At 71.0% G+C, this 22,665-nt stretch carries 17 protein-coding genes; 8 read left to right on the forward strand and 9 right to left on the reverse strand.

The window, feature by feature from the left end; genetic code table 11:
* Nucleotides 1-308: 308 nt before the first annotated feature.
* The gene (locus D7Y15_RS27880) at nt 309-1,841 is read left to right on the forward strand and encodes a serine/threonine-protein kinase (RefSeq protein WP_120579827.1); all 1,533 of its coding nucleotides are present in this window, start codon (nt 309-311) and stop codon (nt 1,839-1,841) included.
* Complete coding sequence (locus D7Y15_RS44295) at nt 1,810-2,532, forward strand: tetratricopeptide repeat protein (RefSeq protein WP_126935817.1); 723 nt, start codon at nt 1,810-1,812, stop codon at nt 2,530-2,532. Before D7Y15_RS27880 ends, D7Y15_RS44295 begins: the two co-directional genes overlap by 32 nt.
* A gap of 192 nt (nt 2,533-2,724) precedes the next feature.
* Here the strand turns inward: D7Y15_RS44295 and D7Y15_RS27895 are convergent, their stop codons facing one another.
* The 3 genes from D7Y15_RS27895 to D7Y15_RS27905 all read right to left on the reverse strand — a co-directional run bounded on the left by D7Y15_RS27895 (nt 2,725) and on the right by D7Y15_RS27905 (nt 5,891).
* Entirely contained in the window at nt 2,725-3,264 is a 540-nt protein-coding gene (locus tag D7Y15_RS27895) for an FHA domain-containing protein (protein WP_121754477.1), read from the reverse strand.
* Between the two features lie 89 nt (nt 3,265-3,353).
* Nucleotides 3,354-4,208 (reverse strand): RimK family alpha-L-glutamate ligase, encoded by an 855-nt coding sequence (locus tag D7Y15_RS27900; RefSeq protein WP_121754478.1) that lies wholly within the window; start codon nt 4,206-4,208, stop codon nt 3,354-3,356.
* 75 nt (nt 4,209-4,283) lie between these two features.
* Entirely contained in the window at nt 4,284-5,891 is a 1,608-nt protein-coding gene (locus tag D7Y15_RS27905) for a serine/threonine-protein kinase (RefSeq protein ID WP_121754479.1), read from the reverse strand.
* Between the two features lie 238 nt (nt 5,892-6,129).
* Here D7Y15_RS27905 and D7Y15_RS27910 point away from each other — a divergent pair, with 238 nt between their 5' ends.
* Entirely contained in the window at nt 6,130-10,734 is a 4,605-nt protein-coding gene (locus D7Y15_RS27910; protein WP_121754480.1) for a lamin tail domain-containing protein, read from the forward strand.
* A 138-nt stretch (nt 10,735-10,872) separates the two neighbouring features.
* Here the strand turns inward: D7Y15_RS27910 and D7Y15_RS27915 are convergent, their stop codons facing one another.
* From D7Y15_RS27915 to D7Y15_RS27940, 6 genes are all read right to left on the reverse strand, one after another.
* Complete coding sequence (locus D7Y15_RS27915; protein ID WP_120579821.1) at nt 10,873-11,517, reverse strand: TetR/AcrR family transcriptional regulator; 645 nt, start codon at nt 11,515-11,517, stop codon at nt 10,873-10,875.
* A gap of 19 nt (nt 11,518-11,536) precedes the next feature.
* On the reverse strand, nt 11,537-12,793 hold the full coding sequence (locus D7Y15_RS27920; protein ID WP_120579820.1) for a metallophosphoesterase: 1,257 nt from the start codon (nt 12,791-12,793) through the stop codon (nt 11,537-11,539).
* A gap of 116 nt (nt 12,794-12,909) precedes the next feature.
* Entirely contained in the window at nt 12,910-13,509 is a 600-nt protein-coding gene (locus tag D7Y15_RS27925; protein ID WP_120596458.1) for a hypothetical protein, read from the reverse strand.
* A gap of 257 nt (nt 13,510-13,766) precedes the next feature.
* Nucleotides 13,767-14,819: an alpha/beta hydrolase-fold protein gene (locus tag D7Y15_RS27930; protein WP_121754481.1), complete on the reverse strand. Its 1,053-nt coding sequence runs from the start codon at nt 14,817-14,819 to the stop codon at nt 13,767-13,769.
* Between the two features lie 98 nt (nt 14,820-14,917).
* A complete protein-coding gene (locus tag D7Y15_RS27935) occupies nt 14,918-15,826 on the reverse strand; it encodes a TIGR01777 family oxidoreductase (RefSeq protein ID WP_121754482.1) in 909 nt (302 codons plus the stop codon).
* Nucleotides 15,823-16,386 (reverse strand): hypothetical protein, encoded by a 564-nt coding sequence (locus D7Y15_RS27940; RefSeq protein ID WP_169819896.1) that lies wholly within the window; start codon nt 16,384-16,386, stop codon nt 15,823-15,825. The genes D7Y15_RS27935 and D7Y15_RS27940 overlap by 4 nt, the downstream gene beginning before the upstream one ends.
* Nucleotides 16,387-16,509: 123 nt before the next feature.
* On the opposite strand from D7Y15_RS27940, the gene D7Y15_RS27945 reads away from it, so the two are divergent.
* Genes D7Y15_RS27945 through D7Y15_RS27965 form a run of 5 tightly spaced genes read left to right on the forward strand, consistent with a single transcriptional unit; the run spans nt 16,510 to nt 22,585 of the window.
* A complete protein-coding gene (locus D7Y15_RS27945) occupies nt 16,510-17,598 on the forward strand; it encodes a polyprenyl synthetase family protein (RefSeq protein ID WP_120579815.1) in 1,089 nt (362 codons plus the stop codon).
* 10 nt (nt 17,599-17,608) lie between these two features.
* Nucleotides 17,609-19,150: an NAD(P)/FAD-dependent oxidoreductase gene (locus tag D7Y15_RS27950; RefSeq protein WP_121754483.1), complete on the forward strand. Its 1,542-nt coding sequence runs from the start codon at nt 17,609-17,611 to the stop codon at nt 19,148-19,150.
* Entirely contained in the window at nt 19,147-20,181 is a 1,035-nt protein-coding gene (locus D7Y15_RS27955; protein WP_121754484.1) for a phytoene/squalene synthase family protein, read from the forward strand. The genes D7Y15_RS27950 and D7Y15_RS27955 overlap by 4 nt, the downstream gene beginning before the upstream one ends.
* Nucleotides 20,178-21,629 (forward strand): NAD(P)/FAD-dependent oxidoreductase, encoded by a 1,452-nt coding sequence (locus D7Y15_RS27960; RefSeq protein WP_121754485.1) that lies wholly within the window; start codon nt 20,178-20,180, stop codon nt 21,627-21,629. Before D7Y15_RS27955 ends, D7Y15_RS27960 begins: the two co-directional genes overlap by 4 nt.
* A complete protein-coding gene (locus D7Y15_RS27965) occupies nt 21,626-22,585 on the forward strand; it encodes a carotenoid 1,2-hydratase (protein ID WP_121754486.1) in 960 nt (319 codons plus the stop codon). The genes D7Y15_RS27960 and D7Y15_RS27965 overlap by 4 nt, the downstream gene beginning before the upstream one ends.
* The last annotated feature ends 80 nt before the right edge of the window (nt 22,586-22,665 follow it).

Below are 22,665 nucleotides of genomic sequence, written 5' to 3' on the forward strand. Positions count from 1 at the left end.
CTTCGCGCAGCGGGAACACGAACGGGAACACTCCGCGTGCCCCCCGGTGCCTGACGACCTCCGCCCACGTTGACCCGCCGCATCCAAGCGGCGACCATCGCGCGCTGGGGGATTTGGACGGGAGTGGGCTGTATGGAGAAGTATTTCAATGTCCGTGGACTCAAGGTGTGTGGCCGCCGTACATGCCACCCGTCCATCCGGTACACGGCGGGTGAATCGTCACGTGTCGAAAGTTTTTCCGCTTCGCGCGCGATTGATGCCCTCCCGTGGGTTGCAGGGTCGCCCGGGCATGGAAACCTGATCCCCCCATGGGCACCGACGACCTCTTCGCACACACAGTCCTGTCCGAATCGGGTGACGCCGTGACCGACGGTGGCGGAGCGCCGGTCGTGATGTCGCCGGTCGGACAGGAAGCGCAGGAAGGCGCGGTGCTGGGCAACTACCAGCTGGAGAAGCTGCTGGGCGAAGGGTCCATGGGCCGGGTCTTCCAGGCGCGGCACGTGCGGCTGGGGCGCCAGGTGGCGCTCAAGGTGCTCAAGCCGGAGCACGCGCGGGACAGCTCGTTCGTGCAGCGCTTCTTCCAGGAGGCGCGCACCGTCAATCAGATCAACCACGAGCACATCGTGGAGGTCTTCGACTTCGTGGACGAGTCGCCCGACGGGCACGTCTACTGCGTGATGGAGCTCCTGCGCGGGCAGAGCCTGGCGGCGCTCTTGAAGGAAGAGGGGCTGACGCTGGAGCGCGTGCAGCGCATGGGCGTGCAGGTGTGCGCGGCGCTGGGCGCGGCCCATCAGGTGGGCGTGGTGCACCGGGACATCAAGCCGGACAACCTCTTCATCACGCAGCGCTCCGGGCAGCGGGACTTCGTGAAGGTGCTGGACTTCGGCGTGGCGAAGCTCATCACCACGCAGACGGGCGTGAGCCTCACCGGCACGCTGGACGGGACCATCATCGGCACGCCCGCGTACATGGCGCCGGAGCAGGCCGCGGGGCTGCCGGTGGACGGGCGCGCGGACATCTACGCGGTGGGCAACATCCTCTACGAGATGCTCTCCGGCCACCCGCCCTTCCAGGCGTCGGCCTTCGGGCAGCTGGTGGTGCAGATCATCACCCAGCCGCCGCCGCCGCTGCCGTCGCACCTGCCTTCGGGCGAGCGCGTGCCGCCGGAGCTGGCGGCCCTGGTGATGCGCTGCCTGGCGAAGGAGCCGGAAGGGCGGCCCCAGCAGCTGGCGGAGGTCACCACGGCGCTGTTGATGATGCCCACCGCGCCGGCCCCGGAGCCGCGCACGGAGGCGCTGGTCGTGGAGGAGGCGGAGCGGCCCACCCTGCGCATGCGGGTGCCGGGCCTCCTGCGCTCCCGACGGCTCCAGGTGTCCGTGGGGTTGGCGGCGCTCGCGCTGGTGTCCGGCATCACGACGTGGAAGGGGCTGCACTCGATGCGCGCCTCCCATGCCGGGCAGGCTCCGGTGGCGGTGGCGTCCGTCACGGAGTTGGCCGCCGAGGGGACGCCGGTGGCGGGCGCGGCGGATCCGGTGACCCTCACGGTGCACTCGTCGCCGCCGGGCGCGAAGGTGGTGCGCGTGGACACCGGCGAGGAGCTGGGCGTCACGCCGCTGACGAAGGCGCTGAGCCGGAAGGCCGTGCCGCCGCAGCTGCGCGTGGAGCTCACGGGCTACGTGCCACTGGAGCGGGCGGTGGAGCTGAAGCAGGATGCCGCCGCCGCGGAGCTGTCCGTGCCGCTCGTGAAGGCGAGCGCGGGGCCGCGTCGTGCCCCCGCGCGTGCGCCGGGCCGCAAGGGAGGAAGCCGGGATGCGGTCATTGATCCGTTCGCGTCGCAGTGAGCGCAAGGCCCTGAGCCTGGCACTCGCGCTCGCGCTCGGGACGCCGTTCCCGGCGGTGGCGGCGGAGACGACGGCGACCGCCGCGGACGACCCGGCGCGGGAGAAGTTCTCCGAGGGCAACCTGGCGTACGACCTGGGCGAGTTCGACCGGGCGCTCAAGGCCTTCAGCGAGGCGTACCGCCTCAAGCCGCTGCCCGCGTTCCTCTTCAACATCGCGCAGTGCCACCGGCAGCTGAACAACCCGTCGCGCGCGTCCTTCTTCTACCGGCGCTACCTGTCGCTGTCGCAGGGGGAGCCGGCCAACGCGGACGTGGTGCGCGAGCTCGTCGCGGAGATGGACGCGAAGGCGCGTGTCCAGGAAGAGCAGCGCCGGGAGCGCGAGCGCTTCGCCAGGGACCGCGAGCTCCAGAAGGCGCGGGAGCAGGCCGCGCTGGCGGAGGCGCGCGCCAACGAGGCGAGGCTCGCCGCGAATCCGTCCGCCGCGCCGGAGAAGAACGGGGCCTCGGAAGCCCTGGCCATGCAGGTGCCGGACGCGTCCGTGAAGACGGAGGCGGGCGCCTCCAAGCCGTGGACGCGCCGCTGGTACGTCTGGGCGGGCGCGGGCGCGGTGGCGCTGCTCGCGGGCGGCGCGGTGTGGGTCGCCACGGCGCCGAATCCCCGGGACACGACGCTCGGCACCGTGGGGCGGTAGGCGGCTTCCAACGCCGCCCGGACGTTCACGACACGCTTCCGCGGCGCGGGCAATGCAGCCCGCGTGGCCTCCGCCTGGCGAGGCGGTTCGCGCAGGACTCCGCGCGGCGAGGCGGCCCGCGCAGGCATCAGCCCTGCGTCGGTGGCGGTGCGGCGGCCTGCGCCAGCATCTGCGCGGCAGCCCGCGCGTGCCTCAGCGCTGCGTCGGTGGCGGTGCGGCGGCCTGCGCCAGCACCTGCGCGGCGATGTGGCCGATGCGCGCGTGGAACGACGGGGCGTCGTGGAAGGTGAGGCGCACGTCGCCCACCTTCAGCTCGTCGCCCGTGCTCAGGAGGCGCGGTTGTTCCGCCTCCAGCGCCTCGCCGTTCACCGTCACCGGCCGGGACTGCGCCAGCCGCTCCACCTTCCAGCCGCCGTCCGGCGCGGGGTGCAGGGCGAACTGCTCGCGCGACACCGTGGCGTCATTCACCACGAAGGTGTTGTGCGACGCGCGCCCCAGCTTCAGGGGGCCGCGGTCCGCCACCCCCATCAGCTCGAAGCACAGCGCGTCGCCCGCGGGCAGGCAGTCGCGCAGGTCCATCATGGGCAGCCGCGTGGCCGCCACGTTCTGCTCCTCGGGGACGTTCCACGCGCCCGCCTCCCACACCAGCCACGCGTGCGGGTACTTGGCGTTGAACTTCTCTTTGAGTGCCATGTGCTGCCGGATGAGCAGCGAGAGCAACAGGGCTCGCATGGCCCATTCATAACCCCATCCGCCGCTTTCGCGTCGCCCTGACGGCTTCCCAGGTGTCCACGAGTGGGCGAATGGGCCCACCCGAAAGGCTACAACCGGGCAACGACGGCCTTGGCCATCCGCTCCGCCGCGCCCTCGTCCATGGGCAGGAAGAGGCACGGCTCCGTCACCTCCACCTCCTGCAGCCGGGTGCGCCCTTCGTTGTCCGTGGCCACGTCCACGCGCGCGTACAGCAGCCGAGCGCCCCCGGACGCCTCCATCACCTCGTGCGCCAGCTGCTGCTCCGCCGCGTTGTCCGGCGTGAAGCCGTGCGGCTCCGCGAAGCCCCGGGGCGCGGTGGTCAGCGTGGGCGGGCGGCGCACCGCGTGGCTGAAGACGCCGTTGAAGAAGATGTACGAGCGCTCGCCCTCCGTCTCGAAGGCGCGCAGGTAGGGCTGCACCATCACGTCGCCCTCCTTCGCCAGCTCCGCCACCTTCGCGCTCGCGTCGTCCCACTGCTCGCGCCGGACGATGAAGACCTTGAGCCCGCCCGCCGCCACCGCGGGCTTGAGCACCACCGCGTCCCAGCCGCGCTCGCGCGCCGTCGCCGCCACATCCAGCGTCCCGCCGGGCGGCACCCAGACGGTGGGCGTCAGCGGCAGGCCGCGCGCCTCCAGCGTCTTCAGATAGCCCTTGTGCGTGTTCCATCGGAGCACGTCCGCCGGGTTGAACAGGCGCGTGACGCTGCCCACGCGGTCCGCCCAGGCGAGGAACTCCTCGCGGCGCAGGTGGCTGTCCCAGGCGTTGCGCACCACCGCCGCGCGGACGCGGCTCCAGTCCACGGAGGGGTCGTCCCAGATGACCGGCCGCGCGTCCAGGCCCAGCGCCCGCAGCGCGGGCACCAGCGGCGCGTCCAGCGGGTTCATCTGTGGCAGTCCGGCGTAGGTGATGACGGCGATGTCCAAGGCGGCGGGCTCCAGGCGACGGGAAACGCGCCGCGTTCTAACGCGCTCCCGTGCCCCGTGCAGCCACGCCCCGCGTCACGCCAGGCGCGCGAGGGATGGCTTCCCCACGGCCGCCGTCTCCACGGTCTCCTGCGTCAGCTGCTCTGTCAGCGCCTTCGCCTCGCGCGCCACCCGCCCCAGCTCTCCCTGGCCGTGAGGGAAGGGGGCCGCGGGGCCGTCCAGCGCCAGCAACTGCTGCCGCAGCGCCGCGCCGTTGGGCGTGCGCTTCTCCGGGTCCTTCTGGAGCAGCTGCATGACGATGAGGTCCAACGCCAGCGGCACCGCGGGGTTGAGCTGCGAGGGCGGGACGACCTCCTGGTCCACCGCCGCGCGCAGCAGCACCTCCTCCGAGTGGCCGCTCAGCGCGCGCCGGCCGGTGAGGGCTTCATGCAGCGTGAGCCCCAGGGCGAAGAGGTCCGCTCTCCCGTCGATGTCCTTGCCCATGGCCTGCTCCGGCGCCATGTAGCCCAGCTTGCCGCGCACGCTGCCGGCCACCGTGAGGTTCGCGCGCATCGCGTCCCGCGCGATGCCGAAGTCCGACAGCTTCACCTCGCCAATGCGAGACACCAGGATGTTGGGCGGGTTCAGGTCGCGGTGGACCAGCCGCAGGGGCACGCCGTCCGCGCTGGTGCGCCGGTGCAGGTAGTCCAGCGCGCCCGCCAGCTCCGCGGCCAGGAACGTCGCGGCGGACACGGGCAGCGGCCGGCGGTTCTGCGGCTTGAGCAGCGCGCTCAGGGGCAGCCCGTCCACGTACTCCATGGCCAGGAAGTAGGTGCCGCCGTGGCGGCCCAGGTCGAACACCTGGACGATGTTGGGGTGGTAGAGCGACGAGCACAGCTCCGCCTCGCGCCGGAACATGGTCACGAACGCCGCGTCGTCCGCGTACGACGGCAGGATGCGCTTCAAGGCCACCTGCTTCTCGAAGCCGCCCTCCGGCGAGTACGTGGCCCGGTACACCTCCGCCATGCCGCCCGCGCCCACGCGCTCATGCAGCACGTACTTGCCCATGACCTCCTGTTCGCGCAGCGCCGCGAGCGCGCTCCGCGTGCGCTCCAGGAAGTGCCGCGCCAGCGTCGCCGTCAGCGCGCCGGTGGCCACGAAGAAGAACGCGCGCACGCAGATGAACAGCGGCCCCAGCGTGACGAGCGGCTCCTCTGGCAACAGCGGCCGCACGAAGCCGAAGTAGAGCCCCAGGTACTCCGCCGCCACCAGCGCGCCCGCGGCCAGCCCCAGGCGCGGGTTGCTGCGCAGGCCCGCCAGCGTCACCAGCGTGCCCCAGATGACCAGCGTGGGCGCGGTGAGCGCGTAGACGGGACCCTTGAAGTGCAGGTCGAACGCCAGCACCACCGCCGGGATGCTCACTTCAATGAAGACGTTCAGCCACGGGATGGCCGGGTGGAACGCGCCGGAGCGCAACACCCACCACATGCAGCCGTAATAACCCGACAGCACCGCGGACAGCCCCATCAGCGCCAGCGTCAGGTCCCAGCCCATCGCGGGCCCCAGCGCCGCGGCCACCACCACGCAGATGGCGGACAGGATGCTCATGAAGCGCGCCACGGACAGCTCCCGGGCCTGCGCGTCCCGCCGCAGATGCGAGTCCAGGAAGCGCGACACGGTGCTGGATGGATTCCGGGTAATCATGTCCCCCCACTCTAGAACGTGGCAGGACGCGTCATCCGCCTGCTCCCCCACACGTTGGGTGTGCTCCTACCATACCTTCCGCCACACGGAAGGCCCTTGGAGCCCCACGAAGTGGACTTCAGGGGTCAGGTATCGCTGAAATGTTGCACCCCCGTCCCAGGCGGCATGCGAGGCACGGGGGGCTTTCCTCGTCGCACCCGTTCTTTCTTCACGGCACTGCCTTCGGGCAGGAGGCTTCATGCGCAGCTCCCCCCGTTTATTGCTGGCCGCCCTGGGCGCGGTCCTTCTGTTGGGCAGTGCCTGCAGTTCAGATCCAGAGGTCAATGCGGTCTGTGGTGACGGAAAGAGGGAAGGCGCCGAGCAGTGCGATGACGGCAACACCCAGGGTGGAGACGGGTGCGAAGCGAACTGCACCCTCCCGGGTACGAAGTGTGGTGACGGCGTCAAGGCACCCACGGAGGCGTGCGACGACGGCAACACCACGGGTGGAGACGGGTGTGAGGCGGACTGTACCGTCACGACCACCCAGACGGTTCAGTGTTGGGCCACGCCTCCCGCGCCGCTGGCGAACGGCGCCACCTGTGAGGTGACGAAGGCGGGCACGGCGGGCAAGCTCTTCACGGGCATCGTGCTCAAGGACGGCCAGACGCTGGTGGGCGGCCAGGTGCTGGTGGACGCCCAGGGCGTCATCACCTGCTCCGAGTGTGACTGCTCGAAGGCGGCCGGCGCCGCGGAGGCCACGGTGGTGACGTGCCCCACGGGCGTCATCTCCCCGGGACTCATCAACCCGCACGACCACATCACCTACCCGGGCTCGCCGCTGGCGGGCACCAGCGTGGAGCGCTACGAGCACCGCCACGACTGGCGCACGGGCAAGAACAATCACACCGCGCTGGACAACAAGGCCAACCCGAAGGCGGACGCGATCCGCTGGTCGGAATTGCGCCAGGTGATGGCGGGCACCACCTCCATCGCGGGCGCGGGCGGGCAGCTCGGTTTCCTGCGCAACCTGGACGTGTCCGCCGCCGCTCAGCAGGAGGGCCTGGCCGAGCCGTACGCGGACTCGGACACCTTCCCGCTGGGTGACAGCAACGGCACCACGCTGACGGATTCCTGCTCCTACTCCTCGTTCCCGTCCTCGGCGACCATCACCGGCCGCACGTCCGCGTACCTGCCGCACATCGCGGAGGGCATCGCGTCCACGGCGCAGAACGAGTTCCGCTGCCTGTCCACGGGCGCCGGCAACGTGCTGTTCCCGCGCTCGGCCATCATCCACGGCGTGGGCCTCACCGCGGTGGAGATTTCGCAGATGGTGGCGCACGGCACGGGCCTGGTCTGGTCGCCGCGCTCCAACATCTCGCTGTACGGCGACACGGCGATGGTGACGACCTACAAGCGGATGGGCGCCTCCATCTCCCTGGGGACCGACTGGATCCGCTCCGGCTCCATGAACATCCTGCGCGAGCTGGCCTGCGCGGACCACCTCAACACCACGCGCTACGCCAACACCTTCACGGACGAGGACCTGTGGCGCATGGTCACGGCCAACGCCGCGGACGTGGTGGACGTCTACGAGCGCGTGGGCCGCATCGCCCCGGGCAAGATGGCGGACCTGGCCATCTTCCGCGTGGGCGCGAACGCTGCCTCGCCGTTCCGCGCGGTCATCACCGCGCAGCCGCAGGACGTGGTGCTGACGGTGCGCGGCGGCAAGCCGCTCTTCGGTGACCAGGCGCTGGTGGACGGCCTCAAGGGCACGGACGCCTGTGACGCGCTGGACGTGTGCGGCACCCAGAAGGCCGCGTGCGTGAAGTCGGAGATTGGCAAGACGCTGGCGGAGTTCCAGGGCTCCCCGGACACCCAGGGCCTCTACCCGCTGTTCGCGTGCGGCACCCCGCAGAACGAGCCCACCTGCGAGCCTTCTCGCAGCGCGGTGAACACCAGCTTCCCGGCGGCCGCCGTCAACGGCTCCACTGTCTACACGGGCGTGTCGAGCGCGGCGGACGCGGACGCGGACGGCATCGAGGATTCCATCGACAACTGCCCCGCCATCTTCAACCCCGTGCGTCCCATGGACAACGGGCGGCAGCTGGACACGGATGGCGACGGCGTGGGTGACGCGTGTGACCCGTGCCCCCTGGAGGCCGGCACCACCGCGTGCCAGGCCTTCCGCGGCGATGACGACGACCACGACGGCGTGGCCACCTGGAAGGACAACTGCCCCTTCGTGGCCAACGCGGACCAGAAGGACACGGACGGCGACGGCAAGGGCGACCTGTGCGACGGCTGCCCGAATGACGCGGCCACGTGCTCGGTCGCGGACCCCTCCGACTTCGACTACGACGGCATCACCAGCGCCACCGACAACTGCCCGCTCGTGGCCAACCCGGACCAGAAGGACACGGACGGCGACGGCGTGGGCGATGCGTGCGACGCGTGCCCGGTGGCCAACCCCGCCGGCGCCGCGTGCGCCACCACCGTCTACGACGTGAAGGTGACGCCCCGCTTCGGCAACCAGTCGCTGGTGGGCTCCAAGGTGGCGGTGGACGACGTGGTGGTGACCGCGGTGGATGCGAAGGCGGCCAATGGCTACTGGGTGCAGGTGGCGAACTACCCGGCGGGCAAGGGCGCGGAGAACTCCGGCCTCTTCATCTACAGCCCCAAGGCCGACGTCGCGGTGGGCGACAACATCCGCGTGGAGGGCCTGCTGAAGGACTACTTCGGCCTGCTGGAGGTGACTGACGGCAAGGTGACGAAGCACAGCGCGGCCAACCCGCTGCCGGCTCCGGTGGTGGTGCGCACGGAGGACATCCGCACCAATGGCCCGAAGGCGAAGGCGCTGGAGGGCGCGCTGGTGGAGGTCCGCAACGTCTTCACCACCCGCCTGGAGAACACCAACCGCGAGTTCATCGTGGACGAGAACAAGGCCGGCACTCCGGCGTCCTCGGGCCTGATGGTGGACGACCAGGCCTTCGCCTATCCCACGCAGGTGCTGGGCACGGAGTACATCACGCTGCGCGGCGTGCTCACGTTCGGCTTCAGCGACCACAAGGTCCTGCCCCGGAGCGCGGCCGACATGGTCATCCCGCTGCCGCCCCTGCCGGCGCTGACGGCCTTCGCGTCCGGCGGCTTCGCGCGCGTGGGCGGCACCCAGGCGATTCCGCAGCCCCTCACCGTGACGATGGCGAACGCCTACCCGGTGGACGTCACCGTGACCATTTCCTCCAGCGACGCGGCGGCCCTGTCCGCGGTGGGCGGGCAGATGGTGATTCCGGCCGGCCAGACGAGCGCCACGGTTGCGCTGGACGCGAAGGCGGCGGCGGCCTCGGTGACCCTCACCGCGACGCTGGGCACGTCCAGCCTGACGACCGCGCTGCGCGTGCTGGGGGCGGGCGAGTCGGTCATCGCCACGGACCTCACCCCGGCGACGGCGGCGGTGGCGCCCGGCGGCACCTTGCGCTTCACCGTGACGTTCGACCGGCCGGTGCCGGAGGGAACGACGCTGAACGCGACCGTGTCGCCCGCGGGCTTCGGCACCATCACGGCCGAGAACGTGACGGCGGACGCGCTGACGGCGACCTTCGACCTGACCGTGGATGAGAGCAGCACCGGGACCGGCATGGTGGCGGCGGGCGGGCTGGGCGCCACGGTGAACGTCATTACGGATGTGCCGCGGCTTGCATCGCTCACCCCGTCCCCCGCCACGGTGAACGCGGGCGCGCAGCAGGTGTTCACGGTGACGCTGGCGTCCGTTCCGGTCGAGCCCGTGCAGGTGCTGCTGGCGCTGACCTCGCCGGCCACGCCCTTCGGCGCGCTGTCCGCCACGTCGGTGACGGTGGGCGCGGGCGAGACGACGGCGACGGTGACGTTCACCGCCGCCGCGGAGGGAGAGGGGACGGGCGCGGTGTCCGCCTCGCTCAACGGCATCACGCGCTCGGCGCAGCTGACCGTGCTGCCTCCTCCCGCGAAGCTCGCCAGCGTCACGCCGGGCACGGCGACGGTGACGGTGGGCACGACGCAGACGTTCACCGTCACGCTGGACCGCAAGGCCCCCGCGGGCGGCGCGGCCGTGGACGTGGCGTTCGCGCCCTCGGAGCTGGGCTCGCTGTCGGCCTCGACGGTGACGGTGCCGGAGGGTCAGACGACCGCCACGGTCGTCTTCACCGCCACGCAGACGACGGGCACCGGCACGCTCACCGCGTCCTTCCAGGGCGTGACGAAGGAGTCGACCGTGACGGTGGCCGCGGTGCAGGGCCACGTCGTCATCAGCGAGTTCTGCGGCGGCACCTCCGCCAGCGCGACGGATGAGTTCGTGGAGCTCTACAACCCCACGAGCGCGGTGGTCGACATGAGCGGCTGGAAGCTCCAGTACCGGGCCGCGGGCGCGACCTCCAAGTACGGTCAGACGTACACCCTGCCCGCGGGCGCGGTCATCAAGGCGCACGGCTACTACCTGCTGGTCGGTGGTGGCTACCCCACGGACGCGACCGTGAAGGGAGATACGACGTACGGGTTCAACTCGTCCGCCAGCGTGACGGCCGGCGGCCACGTGCGAATCGGAACGGCCGCCCTCGGTGAGGCGGACGTCGACGTGAACGCCGTCGACACCCTGGGCTACGGCACGGGAGCGGCCCCTGAAGGCGGCCACGCCGCGCCGGCGCACCCCGCGTCCGGCGGCAGCCTGGAGCGCAAGGCCCGGGCGACCTCCACCTCCACCACCATGGGCGTGGGCGGCGACGACGAGCTCGCCGGCAACGGCCAGGACACGGACGACAACGCGGCGGACTTCGTGCAGCGCACGGCGCGTCAGCCGCAGAACGCGTCGAGCCCCACCGAGATGCCGTAGTCCCGGCATCCCGCCCCGCTCCCCTCACCGGGGGGAGCGGGGACTGAAGCCTCCCTGAAATGAAAAACGCCCGGTCCCCTCACATGGGGGACCGGGCGTCTGTTCTTCCGGGCCGCCCGGCCCGGTGGGGTCAGCGCATCAGCCCATGGGGCCGCGCACGTGGAGGCCGCCGGAGAGGATCTGATCCAACGACGCCATCAGCGGGTCGTAGTTCACGGCGGCGCGGAACAGGTTGTGGTGCAGCAGGATGCCCAGGTAGCCGCCCATCATCGTGTGGGCCATGTGCAGCGGGTCCACCTCCTGGCGGAACTCATTGCGCTTCTGGCCGAAGCGGATCATCCCCGCCAGCACCGCCACGTAGAGGGAGATCTTGTCGCGCAGCGCCTCCGCCACGCGGTCGTTGGACTCCGCGGACTCGGCGGACAGCATCCCGAAGAAGATGCCGTATTCGCGGTGGTAGCGCAGGAACTGCGACGTGCGCGACACCACGAACACCAGCTGCTCCCGGCCGGACAGGATGCGGCGCTCGGCGAGCAGCGGCGCGAACTCCATCAGGTAGCGCTGATGCAATTCATCGATGGCCGCCAGGAGCAGGTCTTCCTTTGTAGGGAAATGCCAGTAAAGCGCGCCCGGCGTCATCCGGATGGCTTTCGCCAGGTCCGACATCGTCGTCGACAGGTAGCCCCGCCGAGCGAACAAATTGATGGCGGCCTCCAGGATTTCGACCCGCGTTCGCGCGGCCCGCTCCTGTTTGATTTCGCGCTTCGCTGGTTCCTTGCTCATTTCCGGGTAAATCTACACCTCACGCCAGGAGCGTCACCTTAACGATTTCAGACGGCGCGGCGACGCGCAGGGGTGGGCCCCAGAAACCGGTGCCCCGGCTGACATAGAGGTGGTTGTCGCCTTCCTGGAAGAGGCCGGCGTCGTGCTTCCAGATGGCGGAGACGGCGACGGTGAACGGGAAGAACTGCCCGCCGTGAGTGTGTCCGGACAGTTGCAAGCCCATGCCCGCCTTCGCGGCGACATCCCAATTGGATGGTTGGTGTGCGAGCAGCACCGCGGCGTGGTCCGGATTCCGGCCCTGGAGGGCGGCGTCCAGGTTGTAGCCCTTGGGCCCGTTGCGCATGGACCAGTCGTCCACGCCCACCAGGTCGAACGCGCCGCCCGCGTCGCCAATCGTCACGTGACGATTGCGCAACACGGTGACGCCCAGGCCGGTGAGCGCGTCCGCCCAGGTGCTGGCGTTCCAGTAGTACTCGTGGTTGCCGGTGATGAAGTGCGTGCCCGCGCGCGCCTGGAGGTTCTGGAGCGCGGCGACGGAGTGGCGCAGGTCCGCCACCGTGCCGTCCACCAGGTCGCCGGTGATGGCGACCAGGTCCGGCTTGAGCGCGTTGGCCCGCCGCACCAGCTCGTCCATGAAGCGCCGCTGGATGACGGGGCCCACGTGGATGTCGCTCATGTGGACGAGGGTGAAGCCATCCAGCGCCTTGGGCAGGCCGGGCAGCCGCACCGCGACCTCGTTGACCACGGGCGGATGGAAGGCGCTCCACATGCCGTAGCCGGTGAGGCCGCCCGCCGCGAGCACCGCGCCGCCCGCGGTGGCCCGCGAGAGGAACAACCGGCGCGCTTCGTCCACGGGGGGCACGGCGGGAGGCGGGGGCGGCACGGTGACGGCCAGGTCCGACAGGGACGGCGGCGTGGCGGGGTCCGGCGCGGGCGTGGCGAGCGGCGCGGCGACGCCCCGGTGGCCACGCGTGCGCGCCACGAGCCAGCGCACCGCGCCCAGCAGCGCCAGGGAGAGCAGCAGGTAGACGGCGACGCCCATCCACGTCCACGCGGCCACGGCGACGATGAACGCGGAGGGGATGATGCGCGTCACCACCCAGGACAGCAGCAGCGGCACGCACAGCGCCGTCAGCAGCACCTTGCCGGCGGTGCGCCAGGCGCGGTTCGTGGACGTGTCGCGGAAGAGGCGCCGGTACAGGTAGACGTGGACGTAGACCGACGCGACGCTGACGAGGAGGATGAACAGGATGATGCGCAACGGGCTTTCCACCATGGGAGGCCCATCCTCGCGCGCACGCGCCACGGCGCAACCGGCATGCGCGTGAAGAAGCGTGAAGCGGCGAGGGAACTCCGAGCCTGGAGCCTGGAGCCTGGGAGCCCGGCTGCTGGCTACTTGCTGCGGGTGCCCAGCGCGGCGCCGATCTGCTGCCACTCCTGGGCGTAGGTGCCACGGGAGAAGGCGCGCAGGTCGTCGCCGGTCACCGTGCCGCGGGAGAGCGCCGTGTCGAGCGCCTTCACGATGGCGTTCTTGTGCGGCTGCTCCACGTACGGGTTGTCCTCGCGGAAGACCTCGCCGAAGAGCGACTCCAGGCGGCCGTCCTGCTTCAGCCGCTCCACGATGCGGTTCTGCGACACGGGCGCGTCCGCGTGCGCGTGCAGCATGGCGGAGGCGATGCCGCTCTGCGCATCCGCGTCCGGGAACTCCTCCAGGAGCCCCAGCTCCATGTCCGCCTGGGCGATGGACTCCGCGTCCGCCGGCGAGGGCGGGGCCTTCACGGCCTGCGTCTGCGGAGGCGTGGGGCGCCCGGCGGTGGGGCGCGCGGGCTCGAAGTCGCTGCGGCCCTGGAAGGAGCGCACGTTGGGGTTGGCGGGCGTCCGGCCCTGGGCTCCCGGCTTGCTGTCGCGCGTGACGTCGCTCCGCTCGGACCGCTCGAACTCCGAGCGCTTCGGGGGAATGGACGGGCGATTGCCACCATCGACGCGAGACATGAGGGGACTCCAGGCGCGGGGGAAGGCCCGTCGCGGTACTCGCTCCGGGTTGCGCACCTACATCTGTTATCGGGCCGTCCTTCCCCAGGGTTGCGTAGCCCCCCAGTCCACAGGCCCTGTCCGGCCGCCCGCATGCCGCGTCAGAGCCCCCTCTCAATCCTGGATCATCCGGCCTTGGCCGCCTTCCTTCCCGGCCAACCCCTTGATTCCAGGGGGCTTTCATCCCGGACGGAAATCCGGCGCTTCGCCGCGATGCGTCACCCAGGGGTCGAGAAGATTTCTTCAAGGCCGGCCGGGAGGCTGGTCTGCCACGCGGGGTAATTATGGCCCCCGCTGTAGGTCCGGTACGTGGCGCGGTGCCCGGCCGCCTGGAGGAGGGGCAGGAGGCGCTGGTTGCCGTCCTGGAGGCCCTCGAAGCGGCCGCAGTCCATCCAGACATGGAGGGGCGGCTGGGCGGTGCGCCGGGCCAGGTCGAAGACGACCATGTCGGTGCCTTCGATGGAGAAGGCGCCGGACTGGGACAGGACGCGGCCGAAGACGTGCGGCAGGCGTTGGGCCACGAAGAGCGCCATGAGGCCGCCCAGCGACGAGCCCAGCACCGCGTGCGCGCCCGGCGTGCGCTGCTCATCCACCAGCGACAGGTGCTCGCGGGCCAGGGGGAGCACGTGCTGGTGCAGGAAGGCGACGGTGGCCTCGCTGCACGCGTACTCGAGGGTGCGGGCCGGGCCGCCGTTGGCCACGAAGGCCATGGCCACCGGGCGCATGCGGCCCGCGGCGATCAGGTTGTCCACCACCACGGGCAGCTGGACGCGCTGGAGGTAGTCGTCGCCGTCCAGCACCACCACGAGCGGCACGGGGCCTTTCACGGGCGGCGCGTAGAGGGCCACCGCGCGCTTCTTGCCCACGGCGCACTCGTGCGTCGCCAGCTGATGCCGTGTCACGCGGCCCCTGGGCACGTTCCGGATGCGCTTGCCCAGCGGCGTCGCTTCGCCCTTCGGCATCCAGAAGCAGTGGTTGAAGTCGCCGAAGCCGTTGTCGGAGCGGCGCGGGTTGAAGGCGTCGCGCACGCGGCGGCCCTTCGCGTCCTGGAGCGCGTATTCGACGTAGGCGTCCTCGGGCAGCGCCAGCGAGCGCGCCCACAGCCCCTTGCCCACGCGCTCCAGCGGCAGGGGCGTGCCGCGCCAGTCCTGGAAGTCTCCCTGGAGGAAGACCTGCCGGGGGCCCTTCCACACGAAGGTGGCGGTGTCTCCGTCGATGAGCGGCGTGCCCTCTTTGCGTGCGCGGGCTTCCAGCGTCCGGGTGTCGTCCATGCGTGGCGCGCACTGTATGCACTGCGCCTGGAGCCTGGGATGGGGAGCGTGGCTGACGTGGATCCGCGTCCACCCGCGGACATCACGCTTGCGGCCGCTCAGGGCGACAGCAGGTCGCGCAGCGCTCCGGTCAGGTCGGGGTAGCGGAACTGGAAGCCCGCCTCCAGCGCGCGCCGGGGCATCACCCGCTGGCCCTCCAGCGCCACGCGCGCCATCTCCCCGAAGCGCGCCTTGAGGACCAACCCCGGCACCGACAGCGCCGCGGGCCGCTCCAGCACCGCGCCCAGCATGTGCGCGAAGGTCGCGTTGGTGACGGGCTCCGGTGACGTGGCGTTCACCGGGCCGGACATCGCGGTGTGCTCCAGCGCGAAGCGCATCAGCTGGAAGAGGTCTTCTCTGTGCACCCAGCTGACGTACTGCTGGCCGTTGCCCACCTTCGCGCCCGCGCCCATGCGGAACACCGGCAGCATCCGGTGCAGCACGCCGCCCGCCGGGTGCAGCACCACGCCGATGCGCAGGCGCACGGTGCGGATGCCCGCTTCCTCCGCGCGCAGGGCTTGCGCTTCCCAGTCCTGGCACACGTGGGCGAGGAAGTCGTCGCCGGGCGGGTCCTCCTCCGTGAGCGTCTGTCCCGCCCGGGCGCCGCCGTAGAAGCCCACCGCCGACGCGCAGACGAGGTGCCGCACGCTGCCTGCCTGCTTCATCGCCTCCACCAGCACGCGCGTGCCCTCCACGCGGCTGAGGTGGATGCGGTGCTTCGCTTCATGCGTCCAACGTTGGTCCACCGGCTCCCCGGCCAGGTGCACCACGCCTTCCGCGCCCGCGAGCGCGTCCGGCGACAGCGGCGTGCTCCCATCGAAATAGGAGCCCGTGACTCCGGCGGGCAGCCGGCCGAGCGCGTGTTCCACGTTCCGGCTGAGCACGTGCACCGTGTGGCCGGCCTCCAACAAACCTTGGACAAGGCCTGGACCGAGGAAGCCGGTGGCGCCCGTGCAGGTCACCCTCAAGGGTGGGCCTCCTTTTCTCGGTCAGCGGTCAGGTCCTGGCCCACCAGCTCACTCAGGGCGGTGAAGAAGCGGGCCTGCTCCTCCGGCTTCATGCGCCCGGAGTGGCGGTAGACCGGCGCGCCCTCCGCGTCCAGCAGCATCACGGTGGACGTCTTGGTGGGCAGCTTCAAGGGCTCCTGGCCCAGGGTGCCCTTCAGGTCCACCAGGATGGGCACGCCAGCCTTCTTCTCCTCGTCACGCACGTACGACAGGGCGATCCCCCGCGCGGGAAAGAAGTCGTATTTCTCCAGATTGGCCACCGCGACCACGAACGCGCTCTGCAGAAGGCCGCGCTCGCGTCCCCGGGTGAACAGCTCCGCCTTCAGGGGGGCGTTGAGTGTCGTGGAGTCCTTGTCCTCGTAGAAGAGGATGACGGGTTTCCCACGCCAGCGGGCCAGCTGAACCCTCTCTCCGCTGCTGGTGCTTAACGTCGCGTCCACGGGCTCTGGATCCGGGGCGGCGCCACCCGCGCTCCCCGCCGCCAGGGTCACCGTCAACGCGCCTGCGATCCACGCCTTCATCAGGGAGCCTCCGTGTACAAGGTTTTTGAAAACCTTAGACATAGCCTTGACAATCTCTGGACGCAAACGCTACCTCTAGGTGAGAAGGCTGCCGCCGTGCTCCCGACTTCGGAGATTCGCTGTATGGCCACCCTGCTTCCCAACGTGCAGCAGACCTCCGCCGGAGCAGCACACCCTGAACAAGCCTGGTTGCAGCTCGTGCAGGCGCAGGTGGAGGCCGCGCTCGCGCAGCTGTTCGAGCTGCCGGACGAGCAGGCCCTGGACGCACGTTGGACACACGCGGCGGCGCAGGCGAGGGCCTATGCGCTGCGGCCGGCGAAGCGGCTGAGGCCGGCGCTGGTGCTGGCGGGGCACGGGCTGGCGCGCGGAAGCACCTCGGTGCCGCCGGGGCTGTGGCGCTTCGCCGCGGGGCTGGAGCTCTTGCACACGTTCCTGCTCATCCACGACGACGTGGCGGATCAGGCGGAGCTGCGGCGGGGCGGGCCGGTGCTGCACCGGATGCTGGCTCCGGGTCGTCCGGGCGAGGACCTGGCGGTGGTGATGGGGGACCACCTCTTCGCGCGCTCGCTGGAGGCGATGCTGGAGTCGGGGTTGACGGGAGCGTCGAGCGTGGCGCGCTACTACCTGGGCGTGTGCCGGCACACGGCGGCGGGGCAGTACCTGGACCTGGACCTGGCGCGCGTGCCGCTGGCGGAGATGACGCTCTTCCAGACGCTGCGCGTGGCGCACCTCAAGACGGCGCGCTACGGCTTCTGCGCCCCGCTGGTGTGCGGCGCGATGCTGGGCGGCGCGGACGCGGGGCTGTTGGAGGGCCTGGAGCGGGTGGGGCGCTCGGTGGGGCTCGCGTACCAGCTGCGCGACGACCTCATCGGTCTGTTCGGCGACGCGGCCGTGGCGGGCAAGGCGTCCGACGGCGACTTCATGCAGGCCAAGCGCACCTTCCCGGTGGTGGCCGCGTACGTGCGCGCCACGCCCGAGGGCCGCGAGGAATTGGAGCAGCTGTGGGCGCTGCCGGTGGAGTGCAAGGACGACGCGGCGCTCGCCCGTGCGCGGGAGCTGGTGGAGCACTTCGGCGGCCGTGCGGCGTGTGAGCGCGCGGTGGAGCGGGCGTCGCGTTCGGCGCGGCGGAGCCTGCAGGCGCTGCCCAACCCCCATGGCCTGAGGGATCTGCTGGATGCCCTCATCACCCGGCTGTCGCGTCGCGCTTCCTGAGGACACCGTCATGAGCGCACAGGGCAAGCGGGTGGTGGTGGTGGGCGCGGGGGTGGGCGGACTGGCCGCGGCGGCGAGGCTCGCGAGGCAGGGCTTCGACGTCCAGGTCTTCGAGAAGACGCACGGCCCGGGAGGCCGGTGCAACCAGCTCCAGGTGGATGGGTTCACCTGGGACGTGGGCCCCACCATCGTGCTGATGCCGGAGGTGTTCGAGGAGACCTTCCGCGCGCTGGGCCGCCGCATCGAGGACTACCTCACGCTGGTGCGGTGCGACCCGAACTACCGGGTGCACTTCCGCGACGGCTCGGACGTCACCTTCACGTCCGAGCTGTGCACCATGGGCCGCGAGCTGGAGCGCGTGGAGCCGGGCAGCTTCCAGCGCTACCTGGCCTTCATGGCGCAGGGCCGTGAGCAGTACCGCATCAGCCTGGACCACTTCGTGGGCCGCAACTTCAACGGCGTGAGCGACTACTTCTCCCCCCGGGTGCTGGCGAAGATTTTCAAGGCACGCGCGCACCGCCGCATGTACGCGGACGTCAGCCGCTACTTCCAGGACGACCGGCTGCGCGCGGCGATGACGTTCCAGACCATGTACCTGGGCGTGTCTCCCTTCGAGTCGCCCGCGGTGTATGGCCTGTTGCCCTTCACGGAGCTGGGCGTGGGCATCTGGTTCCCGAAGGGCGGCCTGTATGCCATTCCGCTCGCGCTGGAGCGCCTGGCGCGCGAGGAGGGCGTGACGCTGCACTACGGCCAGGCGGTGGAGCGCATCCTCACCGAAGGCGGGCGCACCACGGGCGTGCGGCTCGCGGGCGGCGAGGTGGTGTCCGCGGATGCCGTCCTGTGCAACGCGGACCTGCCGTATGCGTACGAGAAGCTCTTGGACCCGAAGGACGCGCCGTTCAAGCGGGGGGAGAAGCTGCGCTTCACCTCCAGCGGCTACATGCTCTACCTGGGCATGAAGAAGCAGGTGCCGGGCCTGCTGCATCACAACGTGATGTTCGGCCGGGACTACGCGGGCTCGTTCGAGGACATCTTCCAGCGCTTCCGCGTGCCGGAGGACCCCAGCTTCTACGTCAACGTGCCCACGCGCACGGACCCCTCGCTGGCGCCGGAGGGGAAGGACTCGCTCTACGTGCTGGTGCCCGTGCCGCATCAGCACCCGGGGATGGACTGGAAGGTGGAGGGCCCGAAGGTGCGCGCGAAGGTGTTCCAGCGCATGGCGGAGCTGGGGTACCCGGACCTGGAGGCGGACATCGAAGTGGAGCGCGTCTTCACCCCGGATGACTGGGCGGGCACGTACAACCTGGCGCGCGGGAGCGCGTTCGGGCTGGCGCAGAACTTCTTCCAGATTGGCCCCTTCCGTCCGGCCAACGTGGACCCCCGCGTGAAGAACCTCTTCTTCGTGGGCGCCTCCACGCAGCCGGGCACGGGCCTGCCCACGGTGCTCATCTCCGCGCGGCTCGTCACCGAACGGCTGACGGAGTGGGCCCAGAAGCAGGGCGTGGCGCTGTCGCCTCGCGCGGGCGCTCCGGCGGTGGAGGTGGCGGCATGAGCGTCACCGCTTCCTCGGCGCTCATCGCTCAGGGCTACCGGCGCGCACGGGTGGTCACGCGCCACCACGCCAAGAGCTTCTTCTTCGCGTCGTACCTCCTCTTCGGACAGCGGAAGAAGGCGGCCTTCGCGCTGTATGCCTTCTGCCGACGGCTGGATGACCTGGTGGACGCGGGCGAGAGCGCGCTGCCGGGCGAAGCACCCATGGACCTGGCGACGCGCCTGGCCCGGGCTCGCGAGCGCGTGGCGGAGGTGTACCTGCCGCTGCCGGAGCTGGCCTCGAAGGAGCTGGGTCCGCCATCCGCGCGCCAGCCCTCCGCGGACGCGCCGTCGCCGTGGGACCCGAGCGAGTTCGCGGCGCTGCGCCACACCATCCACCACTACCGGATTCCCGAGCAGCCCTTCCAGGACCTCATCTCCGGCATGGAGATGGACCTGACGAAGGTGCGCTACGACACGTGGGAGGAGTTGGACCTGTACTGCTACCGGGTTGCAGGTGTGGTCGGGTTGATGCTGACGCCGGTGCTGGGCTGCGTGGACGCTCGCGCGGTGGAGCCGGCGGCGGACCTGGGCCGCGCGATGCAGCTCACCAACATCCTGCGCGACGTGCGCGAGGACCTGGAGCGCGGCCGGGTGTACCTGCCCTCCGAGGAGCTGAGGGCCTTCGGCATCACCGAAGATGACCTGCGTGCAGGGCGGGTGGACGCGAAGTGGCGCGACTTCATGCGCTTTCAAATCCAGCGCGCGCGGGCGTACTACGCGCGGGCGGCGGCGGGCGTGCGCTACCTCACCGGCTTTGGCAGCCAGCGCATGGTGCGGCTGATGGGCTCCATCTACGGCGACATCCTGCGCGACATCGAGGCGCGGGATTACGACGTGTTCAGCGGCCGGGCGCACACGACGACGGCACGCAAGCTGGAGCTGACGGCGACCGTGTTCCTTCGGCCCCGGGCCGCGCTGCCGGAGGCGCCCCTGGCCCTGCCGTCCGCGCCGGTGCCGCTGTTGCCCACGGGCACGGGAGGCTCGCGATGAAGGCCTCGCGCGTGGCGGTGATTGGCGGCGGCATTGGTGGGCTGACGGCCGCGGGCCTCCTGGCGAAGGAGGGCCACGCGGTGACGCTGTTCGAAAGCGGCCCGACGCTGGGCGGCAAGGCGCAGGCGGTGATGGTGGAGGGGCTCACGCTGGACACGGGCCCCACGCTGCTCACGTTGCCGGCGCTGGTGCGCGGCACGTTCGAGCAGTTGGGCGCGCTGGATCTACTGCCACCGTTCGCGGAGCTGGAGCCGCAGTGCACCTACCACTTCACGGACGGGTGCGGCTTCACGGCGTACAAGGACCTGGAGCGCATGGCGGACAGCGCCGCGGAGCTGCGGCCCGTGGAGCGCAAGGGCGTGCACTCCTTCTACGCGGAGGCCGCGGCCATCTGGCGCGCGGCGGGCGAGCCCTACCTGGAAGCCCCCTTCGAGGGCATGGCCGGCTTCATGGCGCGCGTGGCTCGCAGGGGCATTGGCGCGATGCTGGCCGGGATGAAGATGGACACGCTGCATGCGCTGGCGGCGAAGCACTTCCAGACGAATCACCTGCGGCAGTACGCGGGGCGCTTCGCCACCTACGCGGGCGGGTCGCCGTATGCGTCCAGCGCGGCGTTCGCGCTCATCCCGCACATCGAACATGCGTATGGCGTGCACCACGTGCGAGGCGGCATCGGCGCGCTGGTGGAGGCGCTGGGGCGGGCGGTGCGGCGGCTGGGCGTGACGGTGCACCTGGACACGCGCGCGCGCTTCGAGCGCATCACCGAGGGCTACCGCGTGGAGCCGGTCGCGGAGGTGTTCGACAGCGTGGTGGTGAACGCGGATCCGCTGGCGTCACTGCGCCGGGAGTCGGAGCCGCTGTCGCTGTCCGGCTTCGTGCTGCTCCTGGAGGTGGAGGGGCGCACGGCGGTGCCGCACCACGCGGTGATGTTCGGCGGGGACTACCGGAAGGAGTTCGATGAACTCTTCGCGGGTCAGCTCGCCACGGATCCCACGGTGTATGTCTGCAACCCGTCCGCCACGGATTCGAGCATGGCGCCGCCGGGCCGCACGGGGTTGTTCGTGATGGTGAACGCGCCGGCCATGCCGCTGGAGGAGGGCAGGGCGGAGCAGGCCCGGCGTGATTGGGAATCCAACGCGGAGCGCGTGCGCGAGCAGATGTTCGAGAAGCTCGTCCGGCACTACCCGGCGTTGAAGGGGCGCGTGCGCGTGGTGGGGCAGCGCTCGCCGGTGGACCTGGCGGCGCGCGGGGCTCCGGGTGGTTCCATCTACGGCTTCCTGCCGCACGGCCGCTTCGGTCCGTTCCGCAGGCCGCGCATCCGGGGCGGCACGCCGGGGCTGTTCTTCGCGGGCGGCGGCACGCACCCGGGCGGCGGGGTGCCGCTGGTGATGCTGTCGGGCCGGTTCGCGGCCCAGATGGCGTCCGCGCACCTGCGGGAGGTCGCATGAAGTCCGTCCTCGCGCAGAACCTCCTGTCCGGCGCGGCGGAGTCGTGCGCGCTGCCCGCGCTGCCGGACATGGCGGGGGCGTACCGCTGGTTCTACGCGGACGTGAGCGCAGGGCCGTACAGCGCGGTGTGCATCTTCATGCTGGGGTCGTTGTTCTCGCCGCGTTACTCCGTCGCGGCCCGGCGTGGAGGCCATCCGCTGGCGTACAGCGCGGTGAACTTCGCGCTCTACCACCAGGGTGTGCGCAAGTTGTGGGTGCTGAGCGAGTACCCGCGCGTGGAGATGCAGGGGCCGGGACGGCTGCGCATCGGCCGCTCCACGTTGACGCACGCGGTGGATGGCACGGTGCGCATGGACGTGGATGACGGGACGGCGCCGTGGGGCCGTCCGGTGCGCGCCAGCCTGACGTTGCGGCCGCTGACGGGGCGGGGCACGGAGGTGCAGCTCATGCCGGGTCTGCCGCATTACTGGCAGGCATTGGCGCCCCGCTCCGAGGCCCGGCTGGAGGTGTCCACGCTGGGCGTGACGGCGGAGGGGATGGGCTACCACGACACGAACCACGGCCAGGAGTTGCTGGGCGCGCGGCTGTCCGGCTGGCACTGGGCGCGCACGCACCACGCGAACCACACGGTGGTGGACTACCACCTGCCGGACGGCGTGGCGCCGGTGCGCATGATTGCGGGCGCGAATGGCGTGGTGTGCGAGCGTGGCCCGAACCCCGAGGCGCGTCCCACGAACCTGACGGGCTGGGGGCTGCGCGTCCCCTCGAAGCTGCACACGGGCAACGAGGTGGTAGGCGTACCGCACCTGCTGGAGTCGTCGCCCTTCTACGCGCGCCTGGAGTCGCGGCGGGACACGCTGGACACGATGGGCGAGGTGGCGGACTTCCGCCGCTTCCATTCCCCGTTCATCCGCTGGATGGCGCACTTCCGCACGCGCGTGGGGAGGGCGGCATGAAGGCGGCCATGCGTCGGCATGAGTGCGCACGGCGTTCGAATCGCGCCATGAACGCGCGTGGGCAGGCGCTGCATTCATGC

It is taken from the genome of Corallococcus sp. AB030 (assembly GCF_003668965.1).
Taxonomy (GTDB): Bacteria; Myxococcota; Myxococcia; order Myxococcales; family Myxococcaceae; genus Corallococcus; species Corallococcus exiguus.

Coding starts and splice junctions, on each gene's coding strand:
- D7Y15_RS27905 (WP_121754479.1), bottom strand. CDS start 5,891: ATGATTACCCGGAATCCATCCAGCACCGTGTCGCGCTTCCTGGACTCG.
- D7Y15_RS27920 (WP_120579820.1), bottom strand. CDS start 12,793: ATGGTGGAAAGCCCGTTGCGCATCATCCTGTTCATCCTCCTCGTCAGC.
- D7Y15_RS44295 (WP_126935817.1), top strand. CDS start 1,810: ATGCGGTCATTGATCCGTTCGCGTCGCAGTGAGCGCAAGGCCCTGAGC.
- D7Y15_RS27915 (WP_120579821.1), bottom strand. CDS start 11,517: ATGAGCAAGGAACCAGCGAAGCGCGAAATCAAACAGGAGCGGGCCGCG.
- D7Y15_RS27930 (WP_121754481.1), bottom strand. CDS start 14,819: ATGGACGACACCCGGACGCTGGAAGCCCGCGCACGCAAAGAGGGCACG.
- D7Y15_RS27960 (WP_121754485.1), top strand. CDS start 20,178: ATGAAGGCCTCGCGCGTGGCGGTGATTGGCGGCGGCATTGGTGGGCTG.
- D7Y15_RS27895 (WP_121754477.1), bottom strand. CDS start 3,264: ATGCGAGCCCTGTTGCTCTCGCTGCTCATCCGGCAGCACATGGCACTC.
- D7Y15_RS27950 (WP_121754483.1), top strand. CDS start 17,609: ATGAGCGCACAGGGCAAGCGGGTGGTGGTGGTGGGCGCGGGGGTGGGC.
- D7Y15_RS27965 (WP_121754486.1), top strand. CDS start 21,626: ATGAAGTCCGTCCTCGCGCAGAACCTCCTGTCCGGCGCGGCGGAGTCG.
- D7Y15_RS27940 (WP_169819896.1), bottom strand. CDS start 16,386: ATGAAGGCGTGGATCGCAGGCGCGTTGACGGTGACCCTGGCGGCGGGG.
- D7Y15_RS27955 (WP_121754484.1), top strand. CDS start 19,147: ATGAGCGTCACCGCTTCCTCGGCGCTCATCGCTCAGGGCTACCGGCGC.
- D7Y15_RS27910 (WP_121754480.1), top strand. CDS start 6,130: ATGCGCAGCTCCCCCCGTTTATTGCTGGCCGCCCTGGGCGCGGTCCTT.
- D7Y15_RS27880 (WP_120579827.1), top strand. CDS start 309: ATGGGCACCGACGACCTCTTCGCACACACAGTCCTGTCCGAATCGGGT.
- D7Y15_RS27945 (WP_120579815.1), top strand. CDS start 16,510: ATGGCCACCCTGCTTCCCAACGTGCAGCAGACCTCCGCCGGAGCAGCA.
- D7Y15_RS27925 (WP_120596458.1), bottom strand. CDS start 13,509: ATGTCTCGCGTCGATGGTGGCAATCGCCCGTCCATTCCCCCGAAGCGC.